Genomic DNA, 21,025 nt, shown 5'->3' on the forward strand with positions numbered 1-21,025 from the left:
GAGCCCACTTTGTTGGGTGACTGCGTACCTTTTGTATAATGGGTCAGCGACTTATATTCAGTGGCGAGCTTAACCGAATAGGGGAGGCGTAGCGAAAGCGAGTCTTAATAGGGCGTTTAGTCGCTGGGTATAGACCCGAAACCGGGCGATCTATCCATGGGCAGGTTGAAGGTTGGGTAACACTAACTGGAGGACCGAACCGACTACCGTTGAAAAGTTAGCGGATGACCTGTGGATCGGAGTGAAAGGCTAATCAAGCTCGGAGATAGCTGGTTCTCCTCGAAAGCTATTTAGGTAGCGCCTCGTGTATCACTGCTGGGGGTAGAGCACTGTTTCGGCTAGGGGGTCATCCCGACTTACCAAACCGATGCAAACTCCGAATACCAGCAAGTGCGAGCACGGGAGACACACGGCGGGTGCTAACGTCCGTCGTGAAAAGGGAAACAACCCAGACCGTCAGCTAAGGTCCCAAAGTCATGGTTAAGTGGGAAACGATGTGGGAAGGCTTAGACAGCTAGGAGGTTGGCTTAGAAGCAGCCACCCTTTAAAGAAAGCGTAATAGCTCACTAGTCGAGTCGGCCTGCGCGGAAGATGTAACGGGGCTCAAACCATGCACCGAAGCTACGGGTATCACTTAGGTGATGCGGTAGAGGAGCGTTCTGTAAGCCTGTGAAGGTGAGTTGAGAAGCTTGCTGGAGGTATCAGAAGTGCGAATGCTGACATGAGTAACGACAATGGGTGTGAAAAACACCCACGCCGAAAGACCAAGGTTTCCTGCGCAACGTTAATCGACGCAGGGTTAGTCGGTCCCTAAGGCGAGGCTGAAAAGCGTAGTCGATGGAAAACAGGTTAATATTCCTGTACTTCTAGTTATTGCGATGGGGGGACGGAGAAGGCTAGGCCAGCTTGGCGTTGGTTGTCCAAGTTTAAGGTTGTAGGCTGACTGCTTAGGTAAATCCGGGCGGTTAAGGCTGAGAACTGATGACGAGTGCTCATTAGAGCGCGAAGTGGTTGATGCCATGCTTCCAAGAAAAGCCTCTAAGCTTCAGATAACTAGGAACCGTACCCCAAACCGACACAGGTGGTTGGGTAGAGAATACCAAGGCGCTTGAGAGAACTCGGGTGAAGGAACTAGGCAAAATGGCACCGTAACTTCGGGAGAAGGTGCGCCGGTGAGGGTGAAGCATTTACTGCGTAAGCTCATGCCGGTCGAAGATACCAGGCCGCTGCGACTGTTTATTAAAAACACAGCACTCTGCAAACACGAAAGTGGACGTATAGGGTGTGACGCCTGCCCGGTGCCGGAAGGTTAATTGATGGGGTTAGCTAACGCGAAGCTCTTGATCGAAGCCCCGGTAAACGGCGGCCGTAACTATAACGGTCCTAAGGTAGCGAAATTCCTTGTCGGGTAAGTTCCGACCTGCACGAATGGCGTAACGATGGCGGCGCTGTCTCCACCCGAGACTCAGTGAAATTGAAATCGCTGTGAAGATGCAGTGTATCCGCGGCTAGACGGAAAGACCCCGTGAACCTTTACTATAGCTTTGCACTGGACTTTGAATTTGCTTGTGTAGGATAGGTGGGAGGCTTTGAAGCGTGGACGCCAGTTCGCGTGGAGCCAATCTTGAAATACCACCCTGGCAACTTTGAGGTTCTAACTCTGGTCCGTTATCCGGATCGAGGACAGTGTATGGTGGGTAGTTTGACTGGGGCGGTCTCCTCCTAAAGAGTAACGGAGGAGTACGAAGGTGCGCTCAGACCGGTCGGAAATCGGTCGTAGAGTATAAAGGCAAAAGCGCGCTTGACTGCGAGACAGACACGTCGAGCAGGTACGAAAGTAGGTCTTAGTGATCCGGTGGTTCTGTATGGAAGGGCCATCGCTCAACGGATAAAAGGTACTCCGGGGATAACAGGCTGATACCGCCCAAGAGTTCATATCGACGGCGGTGTTTGGCACCTCGATGTCGGCTCATCACATCCTGGGGCTGAAGCCGGTCCCAAGGGTATGGCTGTTCGCCATTTAAAGTGGTACGCGAGCTGGGTTTAGAACGTCGTGAGACAGTTCGGTCCCTATCTGCCGTGGACGTTTGAGATTTGAGAGGGGCTGCTCCTAGTACGAGAGGACCGGAGTGGACGAACCTCTGGTGTTCCGGTTGTCACGCCAGTGGCATCGCCGGGTAGCTATGTTCGGAATAGATAACCGCTGAAAGCATCTAAGCGGGAAACTAGCCTCAAGATGAGATCTCACTGGGATCTTGAATCCCCTAAAGGGCCGTCGAAGACTACGACGTTGATAGGTGGGGTGTGTAAGCGTTGTGAGGCGTTGAGCTAACCCATACTAATTGCCCGTGAGGCTTGACCATATAACACCCAAGCAATTTGCTTAAAAACGCAAATTGACGGTGTGAAGACGATACAAACCGAAAATTCGGCAAACACACAAATTATCCGCAACACCATCACATACCCAATTTGGAGCTGCGCTAACGCGACGCTCCACCCGAATTGCTTGACGACCATAGAGCGTTGGAACCACCTGATCCCATCCCGAACTCAGTAGTGAAACGACGCATCGCCGATGGTAGTGTGGGGTCTCCCCATGTGAGAGTAGGTCATCGTCAAGCTTAAATTCCAAACCCCCTACTCGTGAAAACGGGTAGGGGGTTTGTTTTTGCGCGCGGAAAAGTTAGGCGAGGGCACAGGCCTCTATAGGCGCCTCGTTTCCAGTAAGGAAATTTCGGCCGACTTGGCGGTCGCCCACAGAGCGGGCCCAGCCATTCAGCTCCGCTCTCTATGGAAGTCCGAATTCGATAGCAAGATTCAGCATGCCCCCCCGGTGGATCCCCTGATACCGTACGCTCAGCGACCAATGGTGAGCTATTCGATGAGTTCCAATCTCGACAAACAGACCCGCATCGCCCAGACGCTCAGCGACCCGCGTTGGCTCGCCGTGCAAGCGCGAGACAAAGCCGCCGACGGTCAGTTCGTCTACGCAGTAACGTCCACCGGCATCTACTGCCGTCCTTCCTGCTCGGCGCGTCACGCGTTACCCCAGAATGTGCAGTTCCATCTCGACTGCTCCTCAGCCGAAGCCGCTGGTTTCCGCGCTTGCCTGCGCTGCAAACCGAACCAGAGGTCGCTTGACGAAACGCAGCGCGCGTTGATTGAGCGCGCCTGCCACACGATCGAAAAAGCCGATACGCCGCCGACGCTAAACCAACTGGCGGGCGACGTTGGACTAAGCCCCTACCATTTTCACCGCCTGTTCAAATCGATTACCGGCGTCACGCCAAAAGCCTACGCCAATGCGCATAGAGCGAACCGGGTTCGTGATCAACTCAGTAAGAAAGGGTCTGTAACCGACGCTCTGTTCGAAGCAGGTTTCAATTCCAGCGGACGCTTCTACACCATCGCCAACCAACTCCTAGGCATGACTCCGAAAGCCTACAAATCGGGCGGTGCCGACGTGCGCATTCGCTATGCCGTTGGCGCCAGCTCGCTCGGTGCGTTGCTGGTGGCGCAAAGTGAGCGCGGCATTTGCGCGATTCTGTTTGATGACAACGCGCCCGCGCTCGAAGCTGACCTACGCCGCCGATTTCCCAATGCTCAGATCGAAGCTGCCGACGACGCATTCAGCCAAACCCTTGCCGAGGTCATCGCCTTCGTCGAAGCGCCGGGCCAGGGGCTGAGTTTGCCTCTGGATATACGCGGAACAGTGTTTCAGCAGCGCGTGTGGCAGGCGCTCCAAACAATTCCCGTCGGCAAAACCGCTAGCTATCGAGACGTCGCCGAAGTTATTGGAACGCCTCTGGCTGTTCGTGCCGTCGCCGGTGCCTGTGCAGCTAATTCTTTGGCTGTGGCGATTCCCTGTCACCGTGTCGTTCGCAACGATGGCGGCATTTCAGGCTATCGCTGGGGTATCGAGCGCAAGCAAAAATTGTTGGAGAAGGAGCGCGAATAAGCTGGGCGGGCGGTCAAAAACGGGTGTCAGGAATTCGTTTCTACCTATGTTTAGCGCAGCTAGTGGATTGATTTGGAAAGAAAAAAGTCAGCAATCATTCGTATCGATGGTGACTATTGGGACCTTTCACTTCTACGAAAAATCTCGGTGAGTACCATAGGCTCCGTACCCACTTACCAGCCCCTGCAAGGAGCCGAAAAATGAAAAGCCAAGTATTCGCCAGCCTGATCCTGGCCAGCCTCTCCGCCAGTGTATTTGCTCTGCCATCCGACCAACCTCAGTTCACGTTTGACGGTCAATTCGTTCACTCCTCGATGGTTGCTGAAGGCGGCGCTGACCGTTCCGCTGCAAACCGTGTAGCCGAAGGCGGTGCTGATCGTACTGGCGCAAACCGTGTAGCTGAAAGCGGTGCAGACCGTACCGGGGCAAACCGTGTAGCCGAAGGCGGTGCAGACCGTACCGGCGCAAACCGTGTAGCTGAAGGCGGTGCAGACCGTACCGGTGCAAACCGCGTAGCTGAAGGCGGTGCGGACCGTACCGGCGCAAACCGTGTAGCTGAAGGCGGTGCAGACCGTACCGGAGCAAACCGTGTAGCTGAAGGCGGTGCGGACCGTACTGGCGCAAACCGTGTAGCTGAAGGTGGCGCTGATCGTACCGGTGCCAACCGTGTGGTTTGACGGTTCGCGTTACCTCACCTGAAAAGCCCGGCAAACCACGCCGGGTTTTTTTATGGGCGGGTTATTAGTGCCTTTGGATGCATTCATTAAATAGCTGGAGAATTGGCAAGTTTCGCTGGCTATGCCGCAGCAACATGATCAGCTCGCGGTGAAACGTCAGGTCACCCAGTTCGATGATTCGTACCTTAGTGCCCAACTCGAGCCACAGCCCGGCCAGAGGAATCAGCGTAACGCCCAGGCCGCATTCGACCATCTTCACAATCCCGTCCAACTCATCCAGCTCTAGCGCCACCTGAACATCCAAACGCTGCTCACGTAAAAAGCGGCTCACTAACCGTCCTCCAAACGAGGTCCGGTCATAACGCACCAGCGGGTGCTCGCTCAGAATCTGCAACGGGTCGTCGCCATTCACGCTCTCCGGCACCACCAGCACAAACGGTTCCTGGCGAAGCAACTGGGTGTGCAGTTCTTTGGGCAGCGGGAAAGGCGGGCGAATCAAAATGGCCACATCCAGTTCGCCGGCATCCACCTGACTCAGTAAATTAAGCGAAACGCCCGGAACCAGCTTCGGTTCTACCCTCGGCGCAGCCTGCCTTAATCGCAGCAGTGCGCTAGGCAACAAGCCAGTCTGTACGCTGGCAATTGCACCGATTCGCAGCTCGCCGCTGCATTCCCCCGCACTGTCTACGGTGGCCATGCGGCTGAACAGCCCCAGCATTTCGCCAGCCATGGGCAGCGCACGTTTGCCGGCCGCGTTGAGCACGGCCTGCCGTCCGGTGCGATCAAACAACGACTGATTGAGGGCGCGCTCCAAGTTGCGTATTTGCGCGCTAACCGCCGACTGCGTGAGGCCGATGTGCATGCCCGCCGCCGCAAAGGTGCCGTACCGCGCTACGGCGAGAAACGTCTTAAGTTCGCGCAGCATTGGCTCGGCTCGTCTGTGGAATTGATCGAAATAATTTGTGCTCGGTGCAAAAAATACCGTCTTTCAATTCATAACTACAAGGCTAGACTCAAACCTGAGCAGTTATTCCCACGTTTTGTTGAGGCAATTCGCATGAGTCTTTCCCCCTTTCATTTGGCTATTCCGGTGTTCGATCTTCCCGCTGCGCGCCAGTTTTACGGTGAAACCTTCGGTTTGGCAGAAGGCCGCTCCAGCGAGAAGTGGGTCGATTTCAATTTCTTCGGCCACCAGTTGGTGATCCACGAGCACCCGAAAACCTCCTCCCAAGAACAAGTCATGACCAACGAAGTTGATGGTCACGACGTCCCCGTGCCGCATTTCGGCGTGGTGCTGGGTTGGCAGGAGTGGGAAGACTTGTCCAAGCGCCTGCAGGAAAAAGGCCTGATGTTCGTGATTGAGCCGCACATCCGCTTCCAGGGCCAGGTTGGCGAGCAAGCCACCATGTTCCTGTTCGACCCGTGCGGCAACGCGTTGGAGTTCAAGGCTTTTAAAGACATCGGCCAACTGTTCGCCAAATAGCCGGGCTTGCACCTTCGCGATATCCTTGGCGCCCTCAACTAAGCCAGGACCCGCTCCCCATGAAAGACCAACTCGTAGAACTGATCAGCAAAATAAGTTCGGGGTGCATGGGCGCCGAGGAAATCGACAAGATCGCGGACGAAGCGGCGCAAGCCTACGCCGATCCGGCTGCCTTTCTGACGGCTAATCCGGATATCAACTACGACGACACCTTCCCCATCCCGCTCGGCGAATGGGTAGTAGTGGGCAGCCTTCCGGAAACGGTGCTGTTTCAGGCAGACACCTATCCCGACCTGCTGCAACAGATCATCGACTCGTTTGGCAAAGAAGTGACGTTCAACATCAAGCCCAAACAACTGCAGAAAACCGAACCGCTCACGGCGATGAACCGTATTCAGGTGCAGCTCAGCGCCTTGAGTCCGGAAACCAAAGGGTATGTGTTGGTGGATTTCAGTCAGCCGCTGGACGACGAGATGCAAGCAGTGTTGGTGTACACCACCGATCTTGAGCGGGTTTTAGAATTGGCCGCAGCGGTAGGCATTGCTGCGGCAGGTTCCTACGAAGCGTTGCGAGTGGCGGTACACGTTTAAACGGTGTTGGCCTCATCGAGGTGAAGCCTCTCCCACAGGACGACGGTCGTGCGGGAGAGGGCTCCGTAACGTCAGCCTCGTCGACTTAGCTCACCAGCAGCCAGGCGCCAGCCCCAGCCGATACCGCGCCGGCAATCCGCACCAGCGGCGCGGCAGCGGATGGCAACACGCGAACCAAGCCATACCCGGCGGCATGCAACGCCGCAGTCGCCGCCACAAAGCCGGCCGCATAACCCCACGGGCTCGCCACTTCAGGCAGTTCCAGGCCATGCGCCACGCCATGGGCCAGTGCGAACAATGCCGTCAGCGCCATGGCCACGGCCACTGGAGGCCGCACGGCTACAGCCACCAGCAAGCCCAGCGCCAACACGGAAGCGGCAATACCAGTTTCCATAAACGGCAACTGCAGCCCTTCGAATCCCAACAGACCGCCCAGCAACATGGTGCCGACGAACGTTACCGGCAGCGCCCAGCGCGCCATGCCTTTCTGTTGTGCCGCCCATAGCCCCACAGCCAGCATGGCGAGCAAATGGTCGAGGCCGGTGATCGGGTGAGCGATGCCGGCGAGCAGGCCGCTGCTGTCGTGCCCAGGGTGGGCGAATGCCACGGCGGGGGACAGAAACAGCGCGAGGCTAAACAGGGCTTTACGCAGATTCATGTGAGCTCCTTTTTATAAAAACGGCGGACGTTTCAGGCTGCGGTGAGCAGACCCTGTTTTTCGATAAAGGCGATGATTTCGTCGAGGCCCTGGCCGACTTTCTGGTTGCTGAACACGAAGGGCTTGTCGCCGCGCATCTTCTTGGTGTCGCGCTCCATCACTTCGAGCGACGCGCCAACCATCGGCGCCAGGTCAACTTTGTTGATTACCAGCAAGTCGGATTTGCAGATGCCGGGGCCGCCCTTGCGCGGCAGCTTGTCGCCCGCCGAAACGTCGATGACGTACAAGGTCAGGTCGGACAATTCCGGGCTGAAGGTGGCCGACAGGTTGTCGCCGCCCGATTCGACGATGATCAGGTCCAGGCCAGGAAAGCGACGATTGAGCTGGTCGACAGCTTCCAGGTTGATGGAAGCATCTTCACGAATCGCGGTATGCGGGCAGCCGCCTGTTTCCACGCCGATGATGCGTTCTGGCGCCAGCGCTTCGTTTCGTACAAGAAACTGCGCATCTTCCTGGGTGTAGATGTCGTTGGTCACCACGGCCAGGTTGTAGCGTTCGCGCAGTGCCAGGCACAGGGCGAGGGTGAGCGCGGTTTTGCCGGAGCCTACCGGGCCACCGATGCCGACGCGTAGAGGTTGGCTGTTCATGTGTGTCTGTTCCTTTTGGCGATCAAGAGCGGAAGAGGCGGCTGTACTGGCGCTCGTGCGCCATGCTGGCCAACGCCAGGCCAAAGGCAGCGCTGCCTCGTTGTTCGGGTGAGCTGTGTTGCGCTTGAGCGTGGGCTTGCTGCAGCAAGGGCAGAAGCTGCGACGTCAGGCGCTGGGCGGCTTGTTGGCCTAGCGGCAAGGTTTTCATCAGCACCGCCAGTTGGTTTTCCAGCCAGCCCCAGAGCCAGGCGGCCAGCGCATCGTCGGCGCTGATCGCCCAGGCTCGTGCGGCCAATGCCCACATCACGGCCAGACCAGGCTCGGGTTGTTTGGCGAGAAAGCCACGGGCGTCGTCATCCAGTTCCGGCAAGCCTTCAAGCAGTTGCTTGAGCGAATAGCCCATTTGCCGACTTTCTTGCTGCAGCTCACGGGTTTCGCGACTGGCGCGGTGTTGCTCGGCCAGGGCGGCCAGCGCGGCCCAATCGCCTGCCAGCGCAGCGGTGCAATGGGCCAGCAATAGTGGGGCTTCGAAACGCGCAAGGTTGAGCAGCAGCTGGTCGGCGATCCAGCGCTGAGCGCTGTCCTGGTTGCACACCTGCGCGCGCTCCACCGCCATTTCCAGCCCCTGCGAATAGCTGTAACCGCCAATTGGCAACTGCGGGCTTGCCAGGCGCATTAACGCCCAGGCCGGACTCAGCGGGCCAATGTTCACGTGCGCACGCCAAATTGGTGCAGGCGCGGCGCGTAGCTGAATTCTTCGTCGCCGGCGTGAGAGTGGTGATGCCCGCCGCCGTAAGCGCCTTGCTCGGGTTGGTAAGGCGCGTCGATCAGCTCGACGGTGGCGCCCAACTGCTCGAGCATCGCTTGCAGCACGTAGTCCTCCGGCAAGCGCAGCCAGCCATCGCCCAGTTGCAACGCGACGTGGCGATTGCCCAAGTGGTACGCGGCGCGGGTCAGTTCGAAGGCATTGGCGCAGGTAACGTGCAGCAACCGCTCAGGGCTGGCGCTGACACGCACAACGCGCCCGTCTTGTGCCTGAAGAAACTCGCCATCGTGTAGCGCCGGCTGGCCACGCTCCAGGAACAAGCCGACGTCTTCGCCGGAGACCGCAAAGCAGCGCAGGCGACTTTTACTGCGTGCGGCAAAGCTCAAGTGCAGTTCGGCGTCCCAGCTCTGCTGTGGCTGGATACGGGAATGGATGACCAACATAACGGTGTACCGGCAGATTCAATAACGGGTGCAGAGCAAGTGCGGTGCCAAACCCGCCAACGCCCGCAGCGGGCGGGATGGGGTAAAAACTGGGGCAGTGGTCAGGTTTTATTTGGTGCGGGCGGTTCGCACGCGCACTGTTATGGTGCGGTGTGAGGCGTGTAGGAGCGGCGTTAACTACCGAGCCGCCGCAATCGCCACCGCCGCTGCGGCGGTGCGGGTTTCGACGCCGAGCTTTACGTAAACGTGTTCCAGGTGTTTGTTCACGGTGCGCGGGCTCAGACCGAGAATGTCGCCGATGTCGCGGTTGGTTTTGCCGCAGCTCACCCATTGCAGCACCTCCACTTCCCGTTCCGTCAGCTGAAAGCGCTGGGCCAGCGCTTCCTGGGTTTGCGCCTGGGTCGGCGCAGCGCGCAGGGCGGGTACGCTGCGGGCCGATTGCAAGCTGCGGGCGGTGCGCAGGTGGGCGGCGACGCGGGCGAGCACTTCGTCGGGGCGGATCGGTTTGGTCACGTAGTCGATGCCGCCGGCCGCGAAGCCTTCCACCACGTGTTCGCTGTCGCACAGGGCGGTCATAAATAGCACGGGGATGTCGGCCAGCTCGGCTTGCGCCTTGATCCGTCGACAGGTTTCGAAGCCGTCCAGCCCCGGCATCATCGCGTCCAGCAGCACCACATCCGGGCGACGGCGCTGCATGCGTTCCAGGGCGCTGGCGCCGTCGAGGGCGACCAGCACCATATAGCCGGCCATGTCCAACGCGTCGGATAACAACGCCAGGTTGTCTGGCGTGTCATCGACGATCAGCACAATGCCCTGGTCGGCAGGGGGAAGGGCGGCAGTGAGCGCGTTCATGGCGTCTCCTCGGCAGGCGCGTCGGTGGGGTGGGTGAGGTGTTGCAGGGCGTCTTTTACCCGGCGATTGAATTCGTTCAGCTGGAAGCGTTTTACCTGCGCACGCAGGCTCTGCGTGTAGGTCGCGCTCACCGGTTCGTGTTGGTCGAGCCAGTCGAGCTTTTCCAAAATGCCTTTGATATAGCCCAGCTCGCCCAGCTCGTAGAGTTCAGCCAAGGCGCCGGCCGACGGCGCTACCAATGCCTGCGCAGGCGCGGCGACCACGTTGGCGCGCTTCACCCAACGCAGGCCCAGGTACGTCTGAATTTTCTCCAGCAAGGCGGGCGTATGTACCGGCTTGGCGAGGTAATCGTTGCAGGCTGCGGCGACGCTTCGCTCGCGGTCGTCGGCAAAGGCGTTGGCGGAAATGACGATGATCGGCGCCAGGGACAGCGCGTTGCGCCGGATCAGCCGGCTGGTTTCCCAGCCATCCATGTGCGGCATCGACAGGTCCATCAGAATCAGATCCGGGTTTAACAACGCCACCTGACGAATCGCTTCCTGCCCGCTGGCGGCCTGGGCGATATCAAAACCCAGCGGCTCGAGCATGCCGGCAAGAATGCGGCGGTGCTCAATATGGTCGTCCACCAGCAGAATCAGCCGGCGTGGGCCCTGATAACCAATGATGTCGTGCTCAACGTGCACCACCGCCTGCGGCACGCGCACTTCGGAAAGAAACAGGCGCACCTGAAAACAGGTGCCTTGGTCTGGCACGCTGCGCACCGACAACTCGCCGCCCATCAACGAGGTGAGCATGCGCGTGATGGTCAGGCCCAGGCCCACGCCGTTGTCCTGGCGCATCAGGTCGCCGCGCTCGAACGGCTGGAAAATCCGCTCGATTTGCTCCGGCGCAATGCCGATGCCGGTGTCGACGATTTCAAACGTCGCCGTCTCGCGCATATAGCTCACGCGCAAACACACCTCGCCGCTGTCGGTGAAGCGCACGGCGTTGCCGAGCAGGTTGATCAGAATTTGCCGCACGCGCTTTTCGTCGCCGCGCACCACGGTCGGCATACGCCCTTGCTGCTCCAGGCGAAAGTGCAGGCCTTTCTCTTCGGCCTGCGGCGTGAACATGCGCTGAAGGTCGTGGATAAATTCGGGGAAAGGAATTTCGCTGAGTTCCAACTGCAACTTGCCCGCCTCAATTTTCGCCACGTCCAGCAGCCCATCGATCAGCGAGAGCAGGTGCGAGCCGCTGCGGTAAATGGTGGCCAGGGCATCGTGATGCTGGCCGGGCATGGCGCTGTCGCGTTGCAGAATCTGGGTGTAGCCAAGAATGCTATTGAGCGGCGTGCGCAGCTCGTGCGACAGCCCGGTCACGTAGCGGCTCTTCGCCGCATTCGCCGCTTCGGAGGCCTCTTTGGCTTTTTGCAGCGCCTCGTCGGTACGGCTGTGGGCTTCGATTTCCTGCATCAGCAGCACGGTTTGCCGGTCCGATTCTTCCTGCGCCACGCGCCGGCTTTCGCGGGTCAGCACCACCCACCAGGCGAGGATGCCGGCGAACACCGTGAGGGTGAGAAAGGCTTTGAGAAAGGCCAGGTACAACGTCTGTTGCACCTGCGGCGAGTGCGGCAGCAGGCTGTGGGACACCTGGCTGTAAATCATCAGCAGGGCGCCAAGCAGCAACGCCACCAGCACCAGCAGCAGCCCGAGGTACTGCGCCAGGCGGCTGTGCAGGCGCGGAATCGAAGCGCGGGGGAACAGCCAGCGCACAAAGTTATCCATTTGGTCGACCAGCCGCGCCTGCGGCTTGCAGGCGTCGCCGCAGCGGGCGTCGAGCGAACAGCACAGCGAGCAAATCGGCGTGCTGTAGGCCGGGCAGAACGCCATGTCCGGCGCTTCGAAAGCATTGCTGCACAACCCACAGTGCAACTGCGCGACCGGCCCGGCGGGGTAGAGCAGTTGCGGCGCGCTGCTGCGGGCGATGTAGAAGCGGCCCTTGGTCAGCCAGGCAATCAGCGGCGCGGTGACAAAAGCGGTGCCCAGCGCCACCACCGGCGACGCCGCTTCCAGCATGGCGCCGAACACACCGCCATGGGCCAGCACCGAGAGCAACGAGGCCACCAGCATGGCGCCGACGCCGACCGGGTTGATGTCGTACAAATGCGCGCGCTTGAACTCGATATGGCGCGGCGACAAGCCCAGCGGTTTATTGATGACCAGGTCGGCGACCACCGCACCAATCCAGGCGATGGCGACGTTGGCGTACAGCCCCAACACCTCTTCGATGGCCTCGAACACCCCGAGCTCCATCAACATCAAGGCGATCGCCACGTTAAACACCAACCACACCACGCGGCCCGGATGGCTGTGGGTGACGCGGGCGAAGAAATTCGACCACGCCAGCGAGCCGGCGTAGGCGTTGGTCAGGTTGATTTTTACCTGAGACACAATGACGAACAGCACCATCGCCGCCAGCGCCAACTGCGGCGAACCGAACACGTAGCCGAACGCCACCAGGTACATCTGCGTGGGCTCGGCGGCGCGCTCCATGGGAATTTCATGCTGCAACGCCAGGAAGGCCAGAAACGCCCCGGCGAGCATTTTCAGCGCGCCGGGAATAATCCATCCGGGCCCGGCCATCAGCAATGCGGCCCACCAACGTTTGCGGTTGGCGGCGGTTTTTTCTGGCAGAAAGCGCAGGTAATCGACCTGCTCACCAATCTGCGTAATCAGCGCCAAGGCCACGGTGCAGGCGGCGCCGAACGACAGGAGATTGAACGCGCCGCCTTCCCCTTCGCGGCCGGCAAAGCTGGTCCAGTCGCTCAGTGCTTCCGGATTTTTCCACGCCACAAACAGATACGGCAGCAGCAACAGCACAATCCACAGCGGCTGCGTCCACAGCTGCAAACGGCTGATCAGCGTCACCCCGTAAGCGGCCAGAGGAATCACCAGCACTGAGCAAATCACATAGGCCAGCGCTAACGGAATGTGGAAATACAGCTCCAGCGCCAAGGCCATGATCGCCGCTTCCAGGGCGAAAAACAGAAAGGTGAAGCTGGCGTAAATCAGCGAGGTGATGGTCGAGCCGATATAGCCGAAACCGGCGCCGCGGGTGAGCAAATCCATGTCCACGCCATAGCGCGCGGCGTAGTAGCTGATGGGCAAACCGGTGAGAAAAATCACCAGGCTCACCGCGAGAATTGCCCACAGCGTATTGGTGAATCCGTAGCTCAGCGCCAGCGCGCCGCCGATGGCTTCCAGGGCCAGAAACGACACCGCGCCAATCGCCGTATTGGCTATGCGCCACTCCGACCATTTGCGAAACGAGCGCGGGGTGAAGCGCAGCGCGTAGTCCTCCATGGTCTCGTCGGCGACCCAGCTGTTGTAGTCGCGGCGAATCTTGACGATGCGCTGGGTGCCGGTGGGTTGCACGTCGGGCTCCTGAAGCTCGGAAGGAAAAGGCCTGCGGGGTGCCGAGCAACTTCCATGCCCCGGCCCGTTTACGGCCTGCGCCCCCGTTAATACGCGCGCCTGCTGCGCCTGGGCTTTTGTCTGGCTGCGTGGCGTGCGACTAGCTTGCACCAGGCCGGGGCAGGCGGCTGTACGTCAGATGACGTATGCGCTTACGTCAACCTGCGTATACCGCCGCCACGCTGCTGCGCCCCATCCTTGCTGCAACCCCAAGCCGGTACCCGAAAGGCGAGCCGGGGAGGCCAACTACCAGAGGAGCAGCATCATGGATTCACGATTGACGAGCTTTCTTCCCCGTCGGCTGGCGCTCGGTGCGGCGGCACTGTCGCTGCTGGCGGCGAGCGTGTTCAGCCAGAGCGTGCTGGCGGATGCGGCCAATACCACGGGCCTGGCGGTTACCGACACCACGGTCACCGTCGGCCAGCTGCACTCGGCCACCGGCACCATGGCCATTTCCGAAACCGGCGCCATTCAGGCCGAACGCCTGGCCATCGACCAAATCAACGCCTCGGGCGGCATTCTCGGTCGGCAGATCAAAGTGATTCAGGAAGACGGCGCCTCCGACTGGCCGACCTTTGCCGAAAAAGCCAAGAAGCTGCTGGAGAGCGACAAGGTCGCCACGGTGTTTGGCTGCTGGACCTCAGCCTCGCGCAAAGCCGTTTTGCCAATCTTCGAGAAAGACAACGGCTTGCTCTACTACCCGACGTTTTACGAAGGCCTCGAGCAGTCCAAAAACGTGATTTACACCGGCCAGGAAGCCACCCAGCAAATTCTCGCCAGCCTCGACTGGATCGCCAAAGAGAAGGGCGCGAAAACCTTCTACCTGCTGGGCTCGGACTACATCTGGCCGCGCACCTCCATGAAAATCGCCCGCAAGCACATCGAAAACGTGCTCGGCGGCACCGTGGTTGGCGAAGAGTACTACCCGCTCGGCAACACCCAGTTCGGTTCGCTGACCAACAAAATCAAACTGAAAAAACCCGACGTGGTGTTCGCTGCCGTGGTCGGCGGTTCCAACGTGGCCTTCTACAAACAACTGAAAGCCGCCGGCATCACCAGTGACAAACAAACCCTGCTGACCCTGTCGGTTACCGAAGACGAAATGCTCGGCATCGGCGGCGAGAACATGAAGGGCTTCTACTCGTCGATGAAGTACTTCCAAACCCTGGATAACCCCAACAACAAGAAATTCGTTGAGGAATTCAAAGCCAAGTACGGCAAGGACTCGGTGATCGGCGACGTCACCCAGGCCGGCTACCTCGGCCCATGGTTGTGGAAAGCCGCGGTGGAAAAAGCCGGCAGCTTTGATGTGGACAAAGTAGTTGCCGCCTCGCCTGGCATCGAACTGACCACAGCGCCCGAAGGCTACGTGAAAGTGCACGACAACCATCACCTCTGGAGCAAGGCGCGCATCGCCCAGATTCAGGCTGACGGTACGTTCAAGGTGGTGCATGAGTCGGAGCTGATTGAGCCGAATCCGTTTCCTAAGGGTTATCAGTAGGGGCTGAAAGTCCCCCCTCACCCTAGCCCTCTCCCACGGGGGGAGAGGGGACCGACCTGCGTTGCGTTTATGACGGCGTAACACCTGTCCGCCCCCTCGCCCCTCCGGGGAGAGGGCTGGGGTGAGGGGCGGGGTTGCCCGGTCGCTTCGCGCTTTCATCCCACCACCCATCAGGAGTCCACTCATGGAATGGCTTACCGACTTCGGCGCAATCGCCGTCATGCAGGGGTTCAACGGCTTGTCGGTGTTCTGTGTCCTGCTGCTGATGGCACTCGGCCTGGCAATTATTTTCGGGCAAATGGGCGTGATCAACATGGCCCATGGGGAGTTCCTCACCGTTGGCGCTTACACCACGTACGTGATTTCCACGCTCACGTTGCACTATGTACCGGCCTTGCAGCCGTACTACTTTTTCTTCGCGATCATCGCCTCGTTCTTTATCGCCGGCGCCCTCGGGTGGCTGGTGGAGTGGGCGATGATCAGCAAGCTGTACCACCGGCCGCTGGACACGCTGCTGGCCACCTGGGGCCTTTCGCTGGTGATGCAGCAAGCCTTCCGCTCGATCTTCGGCGCCCGTGAAGTGGGCGCGGAAATGCCCGAGTGGATCATGGGCTCATGGAGCCCCACGGCAGCGGTGGATATTCCCAAGAACGGCCTGTTTGTCATGGCCCTCACCGCCGCGCTGACCGCCACCATCTTCCTCATGCTGTACCGCTCGCGTTGGGGTTTGCAGGTGCGCGCCACCATGCAGAACCGCGTCATGAGCCGTGCCGTGGGCATCAATACCAAGCGGGTCGACCGCATGACCTTTGCCCTCGGCTGCGGTGTAGCGGGGGTGGCTGGCGCTGCGTTCACCACCATCGGTTCCACCGGGCCGACGGCGGGTTCGCTGTACATCGTTGACACTTTTCTCACCGTGGTTTTCGGCGGCGCTGCCAGCCTGGTGGGCACCATCGCCTCGGCCTTCACCATCGCCCAGGCGCAATCGATCATGGAATTTTTCCTCTCGGGTTCGATGGCCAAGGTGCTGACGTTGTCGGCGGTGATTCTGATTTTGATGCTGCGCCCGCAAGGGCTGTTTTCAATCAAGGTCAGGAAGTGAGTTGGTTGGCGAAATGCACGAATACACGATAGGAAACCGCCCATGAAAAACGCATACGAAAGCCTGCTTGGTGGCAAGCAGGGGGCCATTGGCCTGTTGGTGCTGGCTACGCTGATATTGGTGGTTTTCCCGCTGCTGCTCGACACCTTCCGCCTGAACATGGTCGGCAAATACCTGACCTACGCCTTCGTCGCCGTTGGCCTGGTGTTGTGCTGGGGTTACGGCGGCATTTTGAGCCTGGGCCAGGGCATTTTCTTCGGCGTTGGCGGCTACTGCATGGCGATGTTTTTGAAGCTCGAAGCGTCCGATCCCGAGAGCACCAAAATTCAATCCACACCCGGCATTCCGGACTTTATGGATTGGAACCAGATCACCGAACTGCCGATGATGTGGCAGCCGTTTCACAGCTTCAGCTTTGCGCTGTTGGCGGTGGTGGCGGTGCCGACGTTGCTGGCGCTGATCATTGGCGTGGCAATGTTCAAACGACGCGTGGGCGATGTGTATTTCTCCATCGTTACCCAGGCGATTGCGGCGATTCTAACCATCCTGATCATCGGCCAGCAGGGGCTCACTGGCGGCGTCAACGGCATCACCGATTTGAAAACCCTGCTCGGTTGGGACATCCGCCCGGACAGCTCGAAAACCATCCTGTATTTCGTCAACGCGTTCCTGTTGTTGGGCTGCGTGTTGCTCGGGCGTTTCATCCTCACCTCCAAGCTCGGCCGCCTGCTCATGGCCATGCGCGACAAGGAAGAACGCGTGCGTTTTTCCGGCTACGACGTGGCCAGTTTCAAGATTTTCGTGTTTTGCGTGGCGGCGGCGTTTTCGGCCATTGGCGGGGCGATGTTTGCCTTGCAGGTCGGATTTATGTCGCCGAGCTTCGTGGGCATCGTGCCGTCGATTGAAATGGTGATTTTTGCCGCAGTGGGCGGGCGCATGTCGCTGCTGGGTGCGGTGTACGGCACCTTGCTGGTGAGCTTTGGCAAAACCTATTTCTCCGAGAGCTTCCCCGAGCTGTGGCTGTACCTGATGGGCGGGCTGTTTATCGTGGTGGTCATGTACTTCCCCAACGGCATCGCCGGGTTGTGGGAAAGCCACGGGCGCAAATGGCTGTCGCGTTTTGCCCTGGGCAAAACACTGTTCGGCGTGCCGCAGACCAAAGCCCGTGTGTTTGCCGTCAAGCCTGAACCAAAAACCGCACCGCGCGAACTGGAGACCACGCCATGAACAGCCCCGCCGGATTTCAAGCGGCCAAACCGGTATTGGCCATCGAGGGGCTGACGGTTTCGTTCGACGGTTTCAAGGCCGTGAACGACCTCAACCTGTACGTCGACCGCAATGAAGTGCACGTGGTTATCGGCCCCAACGGCGCCGGCAAAACCACGGTGCTGGACCTTATCTGCGGCAAGACCAAATCCACCGCCGGCAGCATCGAATTTGAAGGCCGCGAACTGACCAAAATGCGCGAGTACGACATCGTTCGCGCCGGCGTCGGCCGCAAGTTTCAAAACCCCTCGATCTACGAAAACCTCACCGTGTTCGAGAACCTGGAAATGTCGTACCCGGCCGGGCGCAAAGTGTTCGGCGCGCTGTTCTTCAAGCGCAGCGCCGAGGTGATTGCGCGGGTGGAGGAGGTGGCCGGTGAAATCTTCCTCAGCGACTTCCTCGACAAACAGGCCGACCTGCTTTCCCACGGCCAGAAGCAGTGGCTGGAGATCGGCATGTTGCTGATGCAAGACCCGGCGCTGCTGATGCTCGACGAACCGGTGGCCGGCATGAGCGTGAGCGAACGGGTGCAAACCGCCGACCTGCTCAATCGCATCAGCCAAGGGCGCTCGGTGCTGGTGATTGAGCACGACATGGAATTTGTGAAAAGCATCGCCCACCGCGTGACCGTGCTGCACCAGGGCAAGGTGCTGGCGGAAGGGAGCATGGAGGCGGTGCAGAGTAATCCGAAGGTGATTGAGGTTTATCTGGGGCATTGAGGGCGAACAGCCCCTCACCCGCCCTTCGGGCACCCTCTCCCGCAAGCGGGCGAGGGGATTGGACGCAGACCGCGTTTGAGCTCCCCTCTCCCGCTTGCGGGAGAGGGGCTGGGGGTGAGGGCCGGGTATTTCATCTATTGCGAACAAGAGGCACACCCTATGTTCACCATTTCCAACCTGGTGTCCGGCTACGGCCAAAGCCAAATCCTTCACGAGCTGAACCTTGATGTGGAGAAAAAAGAAATCGTCGCGGTCATGGGCCGCAACGGTATGGGCAAGACCACGCTGTTCAAAAGCCTGATGGGCGTGCTGCCGCAGTGGGGCGGGCAAATCTCGGTAGACGGGCACGACGTGTCGAAGCTGGAAACCCACCAGCGCGTCGAGCACGGCATCGCCTATGTGCCGCAAGGCCGAATGATTTTTTCCCACATGACCGTGCTGGAAAACATCCAGACCGGCCTGCCCGCATCAGCCAAAGGCAAGGTGCCGGACGACCTCTACGCGTTGTTCCCCGTGCTGCACGAAATGCGTTCGCGCAAAGGCGGCAACCTCTCCGGCGGCCAGCAACAACAACTGGCGATTGCCCGCGCCCTGGCCACCAACCCCAAGGTGCTGCTGCTCGACGAACCCACCGAAGGCATTCAGCCCTCGATCATCAAAGACATCGCCCACAAGCTCAAAGAAATCCGCAACCTGCGCGACCTGACCATCGTGGTGTCCGAGCAGGTGCTGAGTTTCACCATGGAAATCGCCGACCGTTTTCTGGTCATCGAAAAAGGCAAATTCGTAGTCGAGGAAACGCGCGATAACGTGGATGAAAAAACCATCAGCCGGTATCTGTCGGTGTGATTGCCTATTCCACGAATCGCGGCTGAAGCCGCTCCCACAGGTGCGCGTACAACTGTAGGAGCGGCTTTAGCCGCGATGTTTTTCGCACGTCCGAAAATCCGCTGTAGCCCCCGCCATTCAAGCCCCGCACGCATACGTCATCCAACGTATTTATCCATTTCCCCAGCCGAACAAGACTAGCTCCGTACCCCGGCGCTTCACCGCGCACCACCCTCACAAGGTCCAGGAGCTTCGTCATGACCGATACGCTGATCAAGGTTGACCTCAACCAGGCCGCCACCGAAAACGAGCAGATTCACAACCGCTGGCACCCGGACATTCCAATGGCCTGCTGGGTCAAGCCGGGCGACGATTTCATTCTGGAAACCTATGACTGGACCGCCGGCGCGATCAAGAACAATGACGACGCCAGCGACGTGCGCGATGTGGACCTGACCACCGTGCACTACCTCTCCGGCCCGGTGGGCGTGCACGGTGCCGAACCTGGCGATTTGCTGGTGGTGGACTTGCTCGACATCGGCGCCAAGCCGGATTCGCTGTGGGGCTTCAACGGCTTTTTCTCCAAGCAGAATGGCGGCGGTTTTCTCACCGACTACTTCCCCGAGGCGCAGAAGTCCATCTGGGATTTCAAAGGCATGTTCACCAGCTCGCGGCACATTCCGGGCGTTAACTTTGCCGGCCTGATTCACCCCGGCCTGATCGGCTGCCTGCCGGATCACAAAATGCTCGCCGACTGGAACAAGCGCGAGCAGGAGCTGATCGACACCAACCCCACCCGCGTGCCGCCGCTGGCCAACGCGCCGATGGCGCCCACCGCGCACATGGGCAAGATGAAAGGCGAGGCGCGCGACCTGGCCGCCCTGACCGGCGCGCGCACCGTGCCGCCGCGCGAGCACGGCGGTAACTGCGATATCAAAGACCTGTCGCGCGGCTCGAAGATTTTCTTCCCGGTGTATGTGGACGGCGCCGGGCTGTCGGTGGGCGATTTGCACTTCAGCCAGGGCGACGGCGAAATCACCTTTTGCGGCGCCATCGAAATGGCCGGCTGGGTGCACATGAAAGTCGAGCTGATCAAAGGCGGCATGGCTAAGTACGGCATCAAGAACCCAATCTTCAAACCCAGCCCCATCGTGCCGACGTACAACAATTACCTGATCTTCGAAGGCATCTCGGTAGACGACGCCGGCAAGCAGCATTACCTCGACGTTAACCTGGCCTACAAACAGGCCTGCCTGAACGCCATCAACTACCTGACCAAGTTCGGCTACTCACCGGCCCAGGGTTACTCGCTGCTGGGTTCGGCGCCGGTGCAGGGGCATATCAGCGGTGTGGTAGATATTCCGAACGCCTGCGCCACCTTGTGGCTGCCGACCGAGATTTTTGAATTCGACATCAACCCGAATGCCTCCGGCCCGACCAAGTACCTCGATGGCAGCATCGACTTACCCAAAGCGCCGGACAAATGAGTTTCGTCGCCTGGGCTGTGCCGGGGCCGGGCGGCGTTGGCATGGTCCAGGTGATGAAACCCTGATGTAGAGAACGTTGTTTTCAGGTCTGGCCAATCGCGGCTAAAGCCGCTCCTGCAGAGGGTGCGGTTTGTAGGAGCGGCTTTAGCCGCGATTGGCCCTCAAGGGATAACCCAATGCCCATCTACGAATACGACTGCGCCGACTGCGGCGACTTTACGATGCTGCGCCCTATGGCCGACCGCGATGAGCCGTGTCTGTGCCCGGCCTGCGGCGGCACCAGCAGACGGGTAATTCTTTCGGCGCCGTGCCTGTCGACCATGGCCGGCAGCCAGCGCCGCGCCCACGCGGCCAACGAGCGCAGCGCCCATGCGCCGCAAACACTCGATGAGTACAAGCAAGCGCGCAAACATCCGGCCGGTTGCGGCTGCTGCAGCGCCAATAAACCCTTGGCGCCGACCAAGGCCAATCCTCACGCCATGAAAGGCAAACCGGCCGGGCGGCCCTGGATGATCAGCCATTGAAGGACCATTTATCAGGTAGTGGCGGTTTGCCGCCCCTACACGGCTGGCGGCGGCGTAAATTCGCCACCC

At 59.7% G+C, this 21,025-nt stretch carries 18 protein-coding genes and 2 rRNA genes (1 of these 20 only partly in view); 13 read left to right on the forward strand and 7 right to left on the reverse strand.

All coding sequences use genetic code 11. The annotated features are described in order from the left end of the window. From ACZZ0Q_RS03095 to ACZZ0Q_RS03110, 4 genes are all read left to right on the forward strand, one after another. Positions 1-2,363: ribosomal RNA gene (locus tag ACZZ0Q_RS03095) — 23S ribosomal RNA — on the forward strand; it begins 527 nt to the left of the window's first position. Between the two features lie 145 nt (positions 2,364-2,508). After that, positions 2,509-2,624 (forward strand): 5S ribosomal RNA (rrf, locus tag ACZZ0Q_RS03100). A 260-nt stretch (positions 2,625-2,884) separates the two neighbouring features. Further along, positions 2,885-3,961: a bifunctional DNA-binding transcriptional regulator/O6-methylguanine-DNA methyltransferase Ada gene (gene ada / locus ACZZ0Q_RS03105; protein WP_463540118.1), complete on the forward strand. Its 1,077-nt coding sequence runs from the start codon at positions 2,885-2,887 to the stop codon at positions 3,959-3,961. Between the two features lie 200 nt (positions 3,962-4,161). Continuing rightward, the gene (locus tag ACZZ0Q_RS03110; protein WP_463540117.1) at positions 4,162-4,638 is read left to right on the forward strand and encodes a phage infection protein; all 477 of its coding nucleotides are present in this window, start codon (positions 4,162-4,164) and stop codon (positions 4,636-4,638) included. A 64-nt stretch (positions 4,639-4,702) separates the two neighbouring features. On the opposite strand, the gene ACZZ0Q_RS03115 is transcribed toward ACZZ0Q_RS03110, so the two are convergent. Continuing rightward, on the reverse strand, positions 4,703-5,563 hold the full coding sequence (locus tag ACZZ0Q_RS03115; protein ID WP_463540116.1) for a LysR family transcriptional regulator: 861 nt from the start codon (positions 5,561-5,563) through the stop codon (positions 4,703-4,705). A 132-nt stretch (positions 5,564-5,695) separates the two neighbouring features. Between ACZZ0Q_RS03115 and ACZZ0Q_RS03120 the strand changes: the two genes are divergently transcribed. Together ACZZ0Q_RS03120 and ACZZ0Q_RS03125 are read left to right on the forward strand one after the other, a co-directional pair. Further along, a complete protein-coding gene (locus ACZZ0Q_RS03120) occupies positions 5,696-6,121 on the forward strand; it encodes a VOC family protein (RefSeq protein WP_122494686.1) in 426 nt (141 codons plus the stop codon). Between the two features lie 59 nt (positions 6,122-6,180). Next, positions 6,181-6,711: a hypothetical protein gene (locus ACZZ0Q_RS03125; protein WP_463540115.1), complete on the forward strand. Its 531-nt coding sequence runs from the start codon at positions 6,181-6,183 to the stop codon at positions 6,709-6,711. 85 nt (positions 6,712-6,796) lie between these two features. Here ACZZ0Q_RS03125 and ACZZ0Q_RS03130 read toward each other — a convergent pair whose 3' ends face one another. The 6 genes from ACZZ0Q_RS03130 to ACZZ0Q_RS03155 form a co-directional block, all read right to left on the reverse strand. After that, on the reverse strand, positions 6,797-7,369 hold the full coding sequence (locus ACZZ0Q_RS03130; RefSeq protein WP_463540114.1) for a HupE/UreJ family protein: 573 nt from the start codon (positions 7,367-7,369) through the stop codon (positions 6,797-6,799). Positions 7,370-7,401: 32 nt separating this feature from the next. Next, positions 7,402-8,016 carry an urease accessory protein UreG gene (ureG, locus tag ACZZ0Q_RS03135; protein ID WP_108098371.1) on the reverse strand — a complete coding sequence of 205 codons (615 nt, stop codon included), beginning with the start codon at positions 8,014-8,016 and terminating at the stop codon, positions 7,402-7,404. A 22-nt stretch (positions 8,017-8,038) separates the two neighbouring features. Further along, entirely contained in the window at positions 8,039-8,713 is a 675-nt protein-coding gene (locus tag ACZZ0Q_RS03140) for an urease accessory protein UreF (RefSeq protein ID WP_463542247.1), read from the reverse strand. An 11-nt stretch (positions 8,714-8,724) separates the two neighbouring features. Beyond that, entirely contained in the window at positions 8,725-9,225 is a 501-nt protein-coding gene (gene ureE, locus ACZZ0Q_RS03145) for an urease accessory protein UreE (protein ID WP_463540113.1), read from the reverse strand. 177 nt (positions 9,226-9,402) lie between these two features. Continuing rightward, a complete protein-coding gene (locus ACZZ0Q_RS03150; protein ID WP_463540112.1) occupies positions 9,403-10,077 on the reverse strand; it encodes a response regulator in 675 nt (224 codons plus the stop codon). After that, positions 10,074-13,490 carry an ATP-binding protein gene (locus ACZZ0Q_RS03155; protein ID WP_463540111.1) on the reverse strand — a complete coding sequence of 1,139 codons (3,417 nt, stop codon included), beginning with the start codon at positions 13,488-13,490 and terminating at the stop codon, positions 10,074-10,076. Before ACZZ0Q_RS03155 ends, ACZZ0Q_RS03150 begins: the two co-directional genes overlap by 4 nt. A gap of 304 nt (positions 13,491-13,794) precedes the next feature. Here ACZZ0Q_RS03155 and urtA point away from each other — a divergent pair, with 304 nt between their 5' ends. From urtA to ACZZ0Q_RS03190, 7 genes are all read left to right on the forward strand, one after another. Further along, positions 13,795-15,030: an urea ABC transporter substrate-binding protein gene (gene urtA / locus ACZZ0Q_RS03160; protein WP_122452222.1), complete on the forward strand. Its 1,236-nt coding sequence runs from the start codon at positions 13,795-13,797 to the stop codon at positions 15,028-15,030. 184 nt (positions 15,031-15,214) lie between these two features. Further along, positions 15,215-16,132: an urea ABC transporter permease subunit UrtB gene (gene urtB / locus ACZZ0Q_RS03165; protein ID WP_162998709.1), complete on the forward strand. Its 918-nt coding sequence runs from the start codon at positions 15,215-15,217 to the stop codon at positions 16,130-16,132. Between the two features lie 42 nt (positions 16,133-16,174). Beyond that, positions 16,175-17,359, forward strand: coding sequence for an urea ABC transporter permease subunit UrtC (gene urtC, locus ACZZ0Q_RS03170; protein WP_463540110.1), 1,185 nt, complete (start codon positions 16,175-16,177; stop codon positions 17,357-17,359). Beyond that, positions 17,356-18,117 carry an urea ABC transporter ATP-binding protein UrtD gene (gene urtD / locus ACZZ0Q_RS03175; RefSeq protein WP_122494671.1) on the forward strand — a complete coding sequence of 254 codons (762 nt, stop codon included), beginning with the start codon at positions 17,356-17,358 and terminating at the stop codon, positions 18,115-18,117. Before urtC ends, urtD begins: the two co-directional genes overlap by 4 nt. Positions 18,118-18,276: 159 nt before the next feature. Then, positions 18,277-18,966: an urea ABC transporter ATP-binding subunit UrtE gene (gene urtE, locus ACZZ0Q_RS03180; protein ID WP_463540109.1), complete on the forward strand. Its 690-nt coding sequence runs from the start codon at positions 18,277-18,279 to the stop codon at positions 18,964-18,966. A gap of 236 nt (positions 18,967-19,202) precedes the next feature. Continuing rightward, a complete protein-coding gene (gene fmdA, locus ACZZ0Q_RS03185) occupies positions 19,203-20,432 on the forward strand; it encodes a formamidase (RefSeq protein WP_108098363.1) in 1,230 nt (409 codons plus the stop codon). Positions 20,433-20,608: 176 nt separating this feature from the next. Next, complete coding sequence (locus tag ACZZ0Q_RS03190) at positions 20,609-20,956, forward strand: FmdB family zinc ribbon protein (RefSeq protein WP_463540108.1); 348 nt, start codon at positions 20,609-20,611, stop codon at positions 20,954-20,956. Positions 20,957-21,025 lie beyond the last annotated feature (69 nt).

The organism is Pseudomonas sp. AC070 (genome assembly GCF_979258635.1).